Raw genomic sequence first — 11,511 nt, 5'->3', positions numbered from 1 at the left:
GCTCCTGATTGAAGAGGTTGTGAACAGAGGAATGGACTGCGACAAACTTCTGTAGGGTTCGCATACGCCTGAAGCGCTGCATTGCTCTTTCGCGCCTTCGAAACGGAAGGTCGGAATTTTCCGCCCGATTGTTCTGGCGATGACCGGTGTCGTGTTTGTCCGTGTTGCCAGTTTCCTTCATCGCAGCGCCGTACGACCGAAGCTTGTCGGTCACGTAGGCATGGGCACGGCCATGCCGTTTCAAAGTTTTCTTGAGGAATTTCAATGCAGCCTTGCGATCCCGCTTTTTGGAGACGAAGGCTTCCAGGACTTCCCCCTCATGGTCAACGACACGCCAGAGGTAGTGCATCACACCGTTGATCTTCACGAAGACCTCGTCCAGATGCCAGCGCCAGTGGGGCAAGGACCGCATCCTGTCGACCCGTTTCCGTCGGATCTCGGCGGCGAAGAGCGGGCCAAACCTGTTCCACCAGAACCGCACCGTCTCGTGGCTGATCTCGATGCCGCGCTCGTGCAGCAGATCCTCGACGTTCCGGAGTGACAGCGGGTAGCGCACGTAGAGCATCACCGCCAGACGGATGACTTCGGGACTGATCTTGAAATAGCGAAAAGGGCTGGGTTTTGTCATCCGGCGAACCTATGCAGACGCCTGGTCGATCTCAACCAACTTTCGTCTGACAAGACCTTCAGTTGACGTCTGTCAAGGCAGCGGCCGCCGAAAGGGTGGATTGTGTGCCTGGAGCCGTTCAGGGAGGCAAGAAATCCGATATGTCCAGAACCATTGGCGACGTACAAAATGAGGTGCTCGACTTCTTGCAATCTGGCCGGGCATTTGCGGACCCCGGCGCTGTTGACCACGTTCAAACCCATTGTGCGCATATCTTTCTTTGCGGCGATGCCGCGCTGAAGATCAAACGTGCCGTCCGATATGACTATCTTGACCAGTCCACCCCGGACCTGCGCCATGCCCTGCTGTATCGCGAACTGTCACTGAACAAGCCAACCGCACCGATGATCTACCGTGACGTTGTTCCGATCACGCGGTCCTCTGATGGCGGGCTTGAAATGAACGGGGCCGGGTCGGCGGTGGAGTGGGCATTGCGGATGAATCGCTTCTCCGCCGATTGCGAAATGACAGAGGTCGCCGCCAGCGGCAGATTGACCGATCCGGTGGCTGCGGCACTGGGGCAGGCGGTCCAACAGTTTCATGCCAAATGTCCAGCGCTGCAAGACCAGGGTGATGATCTCATCCGCGACATTCTTGACGAACTGGGGCGCGTGCTGACCCCGCTTGCAGCGGGCGTCGGAGGCGGACTGGTCGATGCATTTCTGGATCGGTCGCGGCAACATCTGTCCACCCTGACCCCTGTCTTGCGAGACCGCTCGGCGCTTGGCCACGTCAAGCGGGTGCATGGCGATCTGCATCTGCGCAATCTGTTGCTGATCGACGGTCGGCCGGTGCTCTTTGACGCGCTGGAATTTGACGAACGTCTGGCCACCTGCGACGTGCTTTACGATACTGCTTTCCTGCTGATGGATCTTTGCCATCGTGGCCTTGTGCGACAGGCCAACATCGCGATGACTGCCTATCTTCTGGCGGCGAAAGGGGCCGAGGATGCCGGGCTTTCGGCGTTGCCGTTTTTCCTGTCCGTGCGCGCCGCCATTCGAGCGATGGTGCTTTTGCAGACTGACCAAGTGACAGGGCGGGACGGTGCTTCCGCCGAAGAAGTGCGGCTTTATCTTAAGCAAGCCGCCAGCTTTCTTGAAACAGAAAGACCGATATTGATCGCGATTGGCGGATTTTCCGGCACCGGAAAGACGGTTCTGTCGCGCGATTTGGCACCGAAAATCGGCCCATGTCCGGGCGCAGTGCATTTGCGCACTGACACCGAACGCAAAAGTGCGCAAGGCCATGTGGATTATGCTCCGCCCGTGCGTGGAGCAATCTATGACCGGATGTTCGCCCGAGCCGCGACGCTGCTGGTAGCGGGCAGAAGTGTTGTTCTTGATGGCACATTTCTGGATGAGGCGCAGCGCGTCGCTGCAGTGGAACTTGCGGCGCAAATGGGCGTTGCTTTCCATGGCCTCTGGCTGACTGCGCCAGAGAGGGTACTGATAGAGCGGGTCACCTCGCGCGTCGGGGATGCTTCCGATGCAGATGCTGAAGTGGTTCGGGCTCAACTCGCCTCGGCTGGAAAAGGTGCTCAGAGACAGAACTGGGTGATGATTGATGCGTCTGGCAGCATGCAAATGACGCGTTTCAAGACGAGCGTGGCCCTTGAGGGTAGGCTTGGCCCTGAGGCGAGGCAGAGGATGGTCCTCTAGGGGCTTGCGCATCGCTTTCTGTTTGCATTGGATCGCAAAGGCATTGGGCAGGTCATTTATGACAGGCCTTTCTATCAATCAGCCACCGATCGCGTTCGCGTCAATCTTGGTGCACATATGGGGCGTCTCTGGGACCCGCCATTGCGCCGGCACGCCAGCCCTTTTTTTGAAAAGAAACGATTTCTATTCGACCGGGGCTAGGCGCAAAAACAGATAGCAATTGCTTTGGCGGAAGGCGTTTGCGGTCCTGTCGCGGCCGATTACTCTCCGGGCAGCCTTGTCGAGCCGCCGTTTGCCCATCAGCGTGCTCAGCAATTGCACGCCCAGATACCTCAGCCACGGACGCTTTAGGGTCAGTTCGCGGTCCAAGCCTGACAGCGCCACGCCGAACAGGTTGAAAAATGCCTGCTCCACATCGATTGACGGCGCCACAGCCTCGGTCACATCCACTTCGGTCTCGATACGAAGCCCTTCGCACCGCAACGCATGACGAAACCGCTCTATAGCATGACCGCCTCCCGGGGGGCGGACGCTCTTGTGCAGGTGGTTTCCATCGGGATTGCGGAAACAATCACCGATCACGATCACTCCGCCGGGCACCAGCAAACCCTTGGCCTTTCCCAAGGCCTGATCCAGATGAATATACTGAAGACTCTCTGCAAACAGGCACACGTCAAACGCCCCCTGTACCTCCACATCCTCGAACGTCGCTTGATGTACCACTGCCAGCGCAGCGTTCTCGCGGCAGCGACCCGCCAGATATGCCGATGGCACCACCACCTCAACCCGGTGGCCCAGCTTGATCAGATGCGCGGCCGTTTCTCCTGCGCCGCCGCCGATGTCAAGAATCCGCAACCCTTTCTGTTGTGGCAACAGAGACAGAAGCCTTGCGACATAGGCATCCTGCGCCGGGCCTACGTTCTCCGCCGTCGCTTCCAGTCCTGACCAAAGCCCATAATGCAGATGTTCCTTGCCTGTCAGCCATTTTGCCAGCGCGCAAGCCACCTCAAGTCCGACTGTCCGTGTGTCCACGCGGTCTCGGCTCATATTTCGGCCCTCGGTGCATCTGTTGCAGGTTTGATCATTTTGTCAGGGCGATGTCATATTTATCATTTGGTCCGATATCGCAAAAAACCACCGAAACCGATTGCCGCGCATTCAGCTGCGCTGGCCCGGTTTGTTCCGTTTCAAAGAGGTGGTGAAAGGGCGCGGCCAATCATGCCGACTCAACTTGGAATGACTTGCGACGCCACCAATGCGATTGACATGGCAAGGGCCGCGGCACGCGCGGCCCTTGAAAGCGTCCTTGGCACCGTTGGGGACGGGACAGTAAAGGCCTAGGCCGCTTTTACCTCGATCTTGCGCTCATTCTCGATAGCTATTGCTGACTTGGGTAGTGTGACTTTCAGCACCCCATTGTCGAACCGGGCCTCGATCTTGTCGGCGTCGACATTGGCCGGCACGCGGAAGGACCGCTGGAACGAGCCAAAGCTACGCTCGCGCAGGTGATAATCGTCGTCATCCTGGATGCGTTCGGATGACTTTTCGCCCTTGATCGTCACCATGCCATTCGACAGCTTGACCTCGATCTGATCCTCGTTCAGTCCCGGCAACTCGGCCTGCAACTCATAACCGCCATTGCGCTCGACCAGATCGACGGCCGGGATGGCAACGCCAAACGCGGGCCAGGCCGCGGGGGGGAGGGCAGCCTTCTGAGGCCAGGCAAGCCGAAGGTCCGGCCAGTCGAAATCGGCCATCAAACGGTCGATCTGATGGCGCAACGCGCGGAAAGGCTCCCAATCCGGCATCGGCGCGCCGACGGCACGGGCAGGTTCACGCTTTACCTCAATCTCGGTTTTCTTTTCGGACATCTGAGTTCCTCCACTTGGCGGTTTCAAACTGGAATCATTTGGCCTCAACCGGGCATTCAGGTCATTGATCGGCGTCAATGGCCACACTCAGCGCCCGCAGTAGCAGACCTGACTGCCCGACGTCGGTCCCATAAGATCGTCCAGACGACTGCGCCGCTCGACAATCCCGCGGACCATCCTGTCAAAGCTGCCTTCGATCTGGCCAAGTGCCGTCAACTGCTTCAGATCAAGAATTCTGAAATGTGATGGATCCTTGATTTCGATGACGCCAGTCTCGGCAAGTCGGCGATTGATCCGGCAGATCGTTTCGACGGTCGTTCCGAGCAGGTCTGCAATATCCGCCCGAGGCAATTGCATCGAGAGGATCGTGGTGCCGTCAGGCAGCGGCTGGTATGGCATGAAACGGGTGGAAAGGGCCAGAAACGCACAGAACCTTTGTTCTGGAGTCAATGCACCAAGCGACCAAGTCAGCCAGTGCAGTCGATCAAGCTGATCCTGCTTCTGGCGAAACAGTTCTGCGCGGAGCTCGTCATTGGTGTTCAGGATTGTATCGAACGCCCGCCGGTCAATGCGGCACAGCCCGCTTTGCGTCACGGTTTCGACATTGACCCCTTCCCGAAACTCCCCATTAAAACCAATGATTTCTCCGGGCAGGAAAAGTGACAGGATCTGGCGCCGTCCATCATAGGCATAGCGTTGGAGTCGCAGGATGCCGGATCTGATGAACCAGACATCGCGACCTGGGGCACTGCCCAAAATCACCTCGCTGTCAGGTTCCCTGTCTTCGCGATGTCTTGTATTGCCGCACAGCATCGAGGCACTCAGAGGCAGGCTACACCTCGGGCATGTTGATGTCTGTCGTATGTTGGCCAATACAGAAGCGAAGTCTCCTTCGCCCGAGCGGTTCATCACAGTGGACTGGTATTCCATAACGCATCCCCAGTTCTATTTCTATTGACGCGGCAGGGCATGGCAGGCCTGCTCGGTCGAAATGGCATTTGAAGAATTTGCGCACGACCCTTGGGCAGCGAATCTTCTGAAGCCATCTCATAATGCTAAAAGCCCAACCGCCCTTGGCGCATTGATCGTCGTCAACGACAACTGGGAAAAGTTGCGCCATGTTCTCTCGAACCGTCAGGGAGTGTGAATTTTCCGTGGCAACGCATCAATCTGAAGCCAAGGATCCGGAAATGCCCAGCCCAGAAACACCTCCCCTCATCGCGAAGACTGCCATCGGCCAAAGCAATGGTTTGCTGGAGAAGCTTCTGGACTCTCTGTCGCCGGAGATAACAGCCAAGCTCATGGAGCTTGCGGCGCTGCGGGATGTCGGGGCCGGTGAGGTCGTTGTCGACCGAGGCGTCCGTTGCGAGGAGATCGGCTATGTGCTGGATGGAACGCTGGCGATGGTTCAGGTCATGGAGGATGGAAAGAAGCACATCGTCGGACTGCTTGTGCCGACAGACATCTATGGCCGTATCTTCGATGGGCCTTCCAACTACCGGATCGAGGCCCTCACGCCGACTCGAACGCTGTCCTTTCCGCGTGGGCTTTTCGAGCAGGTTCTTCGCGAAAATCCGAACATCGAAAGGCTGTTTCTGGTGCATCTTCTGGACGAAATGGATGCTGCGCGGGAATGGTTGCTGCTGATCAACGGCCGCAAGGCAGTCAATCGCCTGGCTTCTTTCCTGATGATCCTGCTGCGGCGATCCCAGTTCAAGAAGGTTGGCAATCCGTCTGTGGTGCATGTGCCCCTGACCCGCAAGGATCTGGCGCATTATCTGGGCGCGCGGCCGGAAACCCTCAGCCGTGCGTTCAAAGCGCTTGAACGCAATGGTATCCTGCGGATTGTTGACCCAAATCACTTCGAGATTCTGGACAGCAGGAAGTTGTTGGTCGCTGCCGGGGATGATCTGTTGCTTCAGCACGAACAGGATGACTTCACGTCGTCGACCGACAGCTGAATTCGTTTCACGCTCTTGGATGTCGGCACCGCTTGAATGAGGTGCCGACACTCCCGGCAGAGGTCGGGAATCGCAGTATGCCGCTTGAAACGACGCTAATCCTGAATCGACTGGATATAGAGCGCAAGCTCCAGTACCCGGCCACGCGCGATTGCTTCTGCTCCAAAGAGCGCGTTTCCACCGTTTGCTTCTGCGCGATAACGGTTTCCGAACACCGGCATGGGGTTTCCGTGTCCGCGTATCACAGCGCGTCCATCAATCGCATGGATTATCTCAAGCAACGGAAAGACGCCATCATTGCGTTTCGCGATTCCCGTAAGGTCAGGGACACCTTCCTTGAACATCGTGGCGATCTCGCCGTTGCCGTCGGCCGCCTCGCCATGGCATGCCGCGCACGCGACCATATATTCTTGTTGCCCGACCACATACTCCTGTGTTGCATCCTGAGCCAACGCTGCGGTCGCTCCCAGCACGCAGGTCGCTGCCATAAGCCAAGATCTGAACATTGTTCTTCCCTTCCTTGAATGTTGCCCACATCCCACAATGTGATTTTTGCAGGCTAGGCCTCGGTCAGACCTTTTCATTGACGAAGCGCAACGGAACCATGTTCCCGCTGCATTTTTCCGAAATTGACGTCCGTCAATGCCGAAGACTGGTTGCAGCCCGATCATGAGCAGGTTCGGCGTATCCGGAGGGGCCATGTGGACGGCATTGTTTGCACGCTTTTTGCACCGTTTGATTCGCAACGGTAACCTTGCGGTGTCCATTTCTGGTGGGCCCCAGATGATGTTTGGCAACGGCGAGGGGTCAAAGGTCACGCTTCAAATCAAGGATGCCGCAACTGTCCGGCGATTAATCTTCGACCCTGAACTTGCGGTCGGGGAAAGCTATACTAACGGCGCTCTTTCGATTGCCGGGGACGATGTGCAAGGCTTGCTTGGGATTGTCGTTGGCAATTTCCGGCAAGCCGATGTCCTGCCGGTTCCGGCCCGGATCTTTGCCGCTATGCGCCATGTCCGGCGGCGGTTGGATCAGTCCAACCCTGAAACTGGCGCTCGCCGCAACGTTGCACATCACTACGATCTGACCCCGGCGATTTATGATTTGTTTCTGGATGCCGACCGCCAGTACTCCTGCGCCTATTTTACCGACACAACCATGTCTTTGGACGCGGCACAGGCCGCCAAAAAGGCGCATATCGCCCGCAAGCTGCTGATTTCGCCGGGGATGCGGGTTCTGGATATTGGTTGCGGTTGGGGCGGGTTGGCGCTGACGCTGGCGCGCGATCACGGGGCGCAGGTGACAGGGATCACCCTGTCGCAAGAGCAGTTGGCCATCGCCCGCGACCGCGCAGACGCTGCTGGTCTGGCGGATCGGGTTTCCTTCAAGTTGATCGACTATCGGGCCATGACCGGGCAGTTTGACCGGATCGTGTCGGTCGGCATGTTCGAACATGTGGGTGCCCCGAACTTTGCCACCTTTTTCAACGTAGTGCGCGACCGTCTGACTGAGGATGGCGTGGCGCTGATCCACACCATCGGGCGCACGGCACCGCCGAATGCGACAAACCCCTGGATTGCCAAATACATCTTTCCGGGCGGCTATGTGCCGTCACTGTCCGAAGTGGCCCAAGCGATTCAGGATAGCGGCCTCAGGATCGGGGACATCGAGTGCCTGCGCCTGCATTACGCCATGACGCTGCGCTGCTGGTTCGACCGATTCAGCGCCAAGGTGGACACAGCTGCGGCCCTGAAGGATCAGCGCTTCGTCCGGATGTGGCGCTATTATCTGGCGGCGTCCGAGCAGACCTTCCGGCATGGCCCGCAGGACGTGTTCCAGTTCCAGCTTTGCCGCAGGCCGGATGCCGTGCCGATCACGCGCGACTACCTCTACCCCCCCACGGAACAAAGCCTCGCACAGGCAGCGGAATAACCGCACCAGCCCTTGTTTTTACAAGGACACGCCCCGCAAATCGGTTCATTGACGGTCGTCAATGATGGCCTGCTGTCCGAAGCAGACAATATGCATGGCACCGGGCTTCGGTTTGCCGACAAGGGTCCTGGCGATCAGCCTTGTTCTGCCGTCAGCGCACCAGTCAAGAAAGGGGCATCAGATGAAAACGACCGGTATCACCACAATCGACCATGCGCCGCAGGTCGTGGCCGAATGGCTGAACCTGCTGCAAGAGGATCTTGGGTGGCCAAACCGTGGGAGAGCCTACCTTCTGTTTCGCGAAACACTGCACGCGGTGCGCGATTTCCTGACCGTGGACGAGGCGGCGGACCTTTCCGCTCAGTTGCCGCTGCTGATTCGTGGTATCTTCTTCGACGGCTGGGTTCCGGCAAAGACTCCCGCCAAGCCGCGGTCGCTCGACGATTTCCTGGCCCGTGTGACAGATGCCTTTGCGGCCGATCCGCTGGCTGAGCCCGATGTGGCGGTAGCTGCGGTTTTTGCGCTTCTGCGTCGGCATATCAGCCCGGGGGAGTATCGTCAGGTCGCGTGGGCCATGCGCAAACCCCTGCGCGATCTGTGGATGTGATGACAGCCCGGTCTGGCTGTCCGAAGGAGGTTCCGCTTGCCGACAAAGTGGCGTTCCTCACCGGAGTGCCGGGCTTCGCGCAGGTCATCGAGACGCATATGGCATTTGTGTTTCTGACCGCTGAATTTGCCTTCAGCTGAAGAAGCCCTTCAGTTTCGGATATCTTGACCATCGAAATCTGGCCACCCGAGCGCGGGTGTACCTGACCGAACCGAGCCACCTGTCACGGTGCGTGCCCAATCATAGCGGACCCGGATCCTGATGCGGAAAGGATGGTGTCGGGCCGAACAATATGCCGAAGCGCGCGTGCCAGCGACGCCCCGCGGCTCGTCTATCAGGAAATGTCGGACCCATCACGCAACTCTCTTGCAACGGCCTCTGCTAACTCTTGCGCAGAAAGGTGCAACAGGTTCTTCGGTACCTCGCGGATCACAAGGTCAGCCAGAGTCTGCGGTATCATCCGGCGCAGATGCCCCAGCATGTCGTGTTCAGCGAAGACCGCCAGCGTATCAAAGTCGCCAGCGCGGCGGTGGCTTTCCAGAAGGGCGATGATATGACGGATGAACTCCCGCTGATCTTCTGCAATCGGATCCCCCGCGTATTCTATAGCCGACCTGCGACCGTCGCCCATAGACGTGAACGAGCGTCCGGGTTTGTCCGACATGATGTCGCGCAGGTGACGTGCCTCGGACCGGAGAACCAGTTCCGTGGGCGCATTGCTCCCTCTGCCACAAACCCCGCGCAATATGCGGCAGCGCGCGCCGTTGGCAACCAATGCCCATGTTTTTGAGGTGACTTTTGCCATGATCCTACAGCACTATAAATTAGCCCCACCTTCAATTTTAGCAAATGATTTTGATATGGCGCATTGATCAACGTCAACAAACCGCGGCCCTGTGTGGTCGGGGGACCTGTCCCAGCTAGTGGGCCAACCCGCCTAAAGACGTGACTCGGCGTTGGTTCTGCATCATCATGTGCCATGTTCGGCAAGATATCTCTGTATCGTAGCAAGGCTGATCAACCGTGGATAGTCACTCTCGGGAAGGGGTATGTCCAGTCGGGCCTGAAGCGCAGACAGCAGGTTGACGAAATCCATTGAGTCGATTCCAAGATCATCCAGCAGATGATCGTCTTCCCCGATTTGATCAACTTCAAGATCTGGCGCGACGTTGACAAGTTCCTCGAGGATGACGTTTCGCAGATCGGATTGGGTCATGGCCGAACTCTCTTTCTGGAAGATGTTGCGCTTATTCTGCCCTGGCACCCGTTTCCGAGGCATCTCCTTCCAGTGTGGAAAGGTCACCTTCGGGCAGGCCGAGCTCCCGGGCGCGCAGCAGGCGGCGCATGATCTTGCCCGACCGCGTGCGGGGCAGTGTGTCGCGGAAGACGATCTCGCGCGGGGCGACGGCGGGGCCAAGGCGTTTGCGCGCATGGCCGCGGAGTTCGCGCTCCAGCACCTCAGTCGGTTCGAACCCGACCTTCAGGGTGACGAAGGCCTTGACCACTTCGCCCGCGGTTTCATCCGGGATGCGAAACTGACGGTCGTCTCCCCTGCCAAGCCCGAAGAAATCGTGCCGAAAATCTCGGAGTATGCCAACACCCAGAACAAGGTGAACGCTGCTGACTTTTTTGCCAATCACCCGTTTCACATCCGTATGGAGCAATTCTCACGGGACGTGATTTTCACGGCCCGAGACGGCGAACGTCATGACAGCAAATGGTTCTATGAGCGGTCGCGTGGGCAGTTCATCAATGCGCGGCCGAAGGTCAAGGGCAAGACTCAGGCGAGCTTTGACATTGAATTCCCCAAGGCACAGCTTTTCAGTAAGACCGATCTTGCAAAGTTCGAGTTCTCTGCTGCAGGGCAGCCCCATATCGTGTCGCGCGGCGCACAGAAGAACTTCGCCGAATTCGCAAAGGAGATTGGCGAGGCTTGGGCCAAGAGTGACGCGAGATACGACGAGCTCTGGTATCGGCGGCTGATATCCAAGGCAATCATCTTTCGCTGGCTGGAGACCGAGGTTCCGAAGCAGCCGTGGTACGAAGGCGGCTACCGCGCAAACATCGTCACCTATTCCATGGCCAAGCTGTTTCATGACGCGAACGGCGAAAAGCAGGTCCTGGATCTGGATGCCATCTGGCGGCGGCAATCCGTCCCGGAAGCACTGCAACGCGCACTCCTTCTTGCCGCAGCTGAAGCGCATGATGTGGTCACTCACCCTCCGGCTGGCGTTCGAAACATGTCGGAGTGGGCAAAACAGCAGGCGTGCTGGAACGGCATGAAGGGCCGCACGCTGGACTACGATGACGACTTCGAAACCTGTTTGATCCTGGTGGAAACAGCTCGAACCGCAAAACGCGACGAAAAGGCCAAGAAAGCCATGACCGAGGGGATCAATGCCCAGTCAGAGGTTGTGACGCTCGGGGCTGATTTCTGGAAGGTCCTCCTCGCATGGGGGCGTGAACGGAAGCGCCTCACACCGAAGGACCAGCAGATCCTGGAGGTCTGCGCATCTATCCCACGAAGGCTTCCGTCCGATCTGCAATCACGCCACGCACTCGACGCCCTTGCGCGCATGCGGGATCAAGGTTTCGGCGACGGTTGATCCTCGCCCCCCCCGGATGGTTCCTCCCCAGCCCCGAGCGTATGCGGGGGGGCGCAGCGCGGCGTTTCGCTAGGCTCCAGACTCATTGATGATCAAAGCCAGAAGAGGACGGTTGCGGCCATGGCGACAGCGGAGAGGAAGACCTTCGGGCATCTGTCGTAGCGCGTTGCCACTCGTCGCCAGTCCTTGAGCCTTCCGAACATGATCTC

The 11,511-nt window shown here is 58.3% G+C and carries 15 protein-coding genes and 1 pseudogene; 7 read left to right on the top strand and 9 right to left on the bottom strand.

What is annotated here, in order from left to right; genetic code table 11:
* On the bottom strand, positions 1–628 hold a 628-nt coding region (locus Q8K08_RS00745; protein ID WP_305248878.1), incomplete at its 3' end, for an IS6 family transposase.
* Positions 629–768: 140 nt separating this feature from the next.
* Here Q8K08_RS00745 and Q8K08_RS00740 point away from each other — a divergent pair.
* The gene (locus tag Q8K08_RS00740) at positions 769–2,325 is read left to right on the top strand and encodes a bifunctional aminoglycoside phosphotransferase/ATP-binding protein (protein ID WP_305248877.1); all 1,557 of its coding nucleotides are present in this window, start codon (positions 769–771) and stop codon (positions 2,323–2,325) included.
* 183 nt (positions 2,326–2,508) lie between these two features.
* On the opposite strand, the gene Q8K08_RS00735 is transcribed toward Q8K08_RS00740, so the two are convergent.
* The 3 genes from Q8K08_RS00735 to Q8K08_RS00725 all read right to left on the bottom strand — a co-directional run bounded on the left by Q8K08_RS00735 (position 2,509) and on the right by Q8K08_RS00725 (position 5,126).
* A complete protein-coding gene (locus Q8K08_RS00735; protein WP_305248876.1) occupies positions 2,509–3,372 on the bottom strand; it encodes a bifunctional 2-polyprenyl-6-hydroxyphenol methylase/3-demethylubiquinol 3-O-methyltransferase UbiG in 864 nt (287 codons plus the stop codon).
* Positions 3,373–3,662: 290 nt separating this feature from the next.
* A complete protein-coding gene (locus Q8K08_RS00730) occupies positions 3,663–4,196 on the bottom strand; it encodes an Hsp20/alpha crystallin family protein (RefSeq protein WP_305248875.1) in 534 nt (177 codons plus the stop codon).
* An 87-nt stretch (positions 4,197–4,283) separates the two neighbouring features.
* On the bottom strand, positions 4,284–5,126 hold the full coding sequence (locus tag Q8K08_RS00725) for a Crp/Fnr family transcriptional regulator (protein WP_305248874.1): 843 nt from the start codon (positions 5,124–5,126) through the stop codon (positions 4,284–4,286).
* Between the two features lie 61 nt (positions 5,127–5,187).
* Between Q8K08_RS00725 and Q8K08_RS00720 the strand changes: the two genes are divergently transcribed.
* Both Q8K08_RS00720 and Q8K08_RS00715 read left to right on the top strand, forming a co-directional pair.
* Positions 5,188–5,343, top strand: a complete 156-nt coding sequence (locus tag Q8K08_RS00720; protein ID WP_305248873.1) for a hypothetical protein — start codon at positions 5,188–5,190, stop codon at positions 5,341–5,343.
* Between the two features lie 7 nt (positions 5,344–5,350).
* Complete coding sequence (locus tag Q8K08_RS00715; protein WP_305248872.1) at positions 5,351–6,157, top strand: Crp/Fnr family transcriptional regulator; 807 nt, start codon at positions 5,351–5,353, stop codon at positions 6,155–6,157.
* Between the two features lie 95 nt (positions 6,158–6,252).
* On the opposite strand, the gene Q8K08_RS00710 is transcribed toward Q8K08_RS00715, so the two are convergent.
* The gene (locus Q8K08_RS00710) at positions 6,253–6,645 is read right to left on the bottom strand and encodes a c-type cytochrome (RefSeq protein WP_305248871.1); all 393 of its coding nucleotides are present in this window, start codon (positions 6,643–6,645) and stop codon (positions 6,253–6,255) included.
* A gap of 295 nt (positions 6,646–6,940) precedes the next feature.
* On the opposite strand from Q8K08_RS00710, the gene Q8K08_RS00705 reads away from it, so the two are divergent.
* The 3 genes from Q8K08_RS00705 to Q8K08_RS00695 all read left to right on the top strand — a co-directional run bounded on the left by Q8K08_RS00705 (position 6,941) and on the right by Q8K08_RS00695 (position 8,836).
* Positions 6,941–8,089 carry a cyclopropane-fatty-acyl-phospholipid synthase family protein gene (locus tag Q8K08_RS00705; RefSeq protein ID WP_322573538.1) on the top strand — a complete coding sequence of 383 codons (1,149 nt, stop codon included), beginning with the start codon at positions 6,941–6,943 and terminating at the stop codon, positions 8,087–8,089.
* A gap of 181 nt (positions 8,090–8,270) precedes the next feature.
* Positions 8,271–8,696 (top strand): DUF2267 domain-containing protein, encoded by a 426-nt coding sequence (locus Q8K08_RS00700; protein WP_305248870.1) that lies wholly within the window; start codon positions 8,271–8,273, stop codon positions 8,694–8,696.
* Positions 8,696–8,836, top strand: coding sequence for a hypothetical protein (locus tag Q8K08_RS00695; RefSeq protein ID WP_305248869.1), 141 nt, complete (start codon positions 8,696–8,698; stop codon positions 8,834–8,836). The genes Q8K08_RS00700 and Q8K08_RS00695 overlap by 1 nt, the downstream gene beginning before the upstream one ends.
* Before the next feature lie 194 nt (positions 8,837–9,030).
* Here Q8K08_RS00695 and Q8K08_RS00690 read toward each other — a convergent pair whose 3' ends face one another.
* The 3 genes from Q8K08_RS00690 to Q8K08_RS00680 all read right to left on the bottom strand — a co-directional run bounded on the left by Q8K08_RS00690 (position 9,031) and on the right by Q8K08_RS00680 (position 10,201).
* Positions 9,031–9,501 carry a host attachment protein gene (locus tag Q8K08_RS00690; protein ID WP_305248868.1) on the bottom strand — a complete coding sequence of 157 codons (471 nt, stop codon included), beginning with the start codon at positions 9,499–9,501 and terminating at the stop codon, positions 9,031–9,033.
* A 165-nt stretch (positions 9,502–9,666) separates the two neighbouring features.
* On the bottom strand, positions 9,667–9,912 hold the full coding sequence (locus Q8K08_RS00685) for an acyl carrier protein (protein WP_305248867.1): 246 nt from the start codon (positions 9,910–9,912) through the stop codon (positions 9,667–9,669).
* 31 nt (positions 9,913–9,943) lie between these two features.
* Positions 9,944–10,201, bottom strand: coding sequence for a hypothetical protein (locus Q8K08_RS00680; RefSeq protein ID WP_305248866.1), 258 nt, complete (start codon positions 10,199–10,201; stop codon positions 9,944–9,946).
* On the opposite strand from Q8K08_RS00680, the gene Q8K08_RS00675 reads away from it, so the two are divergent.
* Positions 10,127–11,302, top strand: coding sequence for an AIPR family protein (locus Q8K08_RS00675; RefSeq protein ID WP_305248865.1), 1,176 nt, complete (start codon positions 10,127–10,129; stop codon positions 11,300–11,302). The genes Q8K08_RS00680 and Q8K08_RS00675 overlap by 75 nt on opposite strands.
* Positions 11,303–11,394: 92 nt before the next feature.
* Here the strand turns inward: Q8K08_RS00675 and Q8K08_RS00670 are convergent.
* Positions 11,395–11,511 (bottom strand): annotated as a pseudogene (locus Q8K08_RS00670) (IS5/IS1182 family transposase); the annotation flags it as partial.

The sequence above is a fragment of the Pseudotabrizicola sp. genome (genome assembly GCF_030684215.1).
GTDB lineage: Bacteria > Pseudomonadota > Alphaproteobacteria > Rhodobacterales > Rhodobacteraceae > Pseudotabrizicola.
The sequence above is the reverse complement of the archived record's forward strand: the minus strand, read 5'-3'. Positions and strand labels throughout refer to the sequence as shown.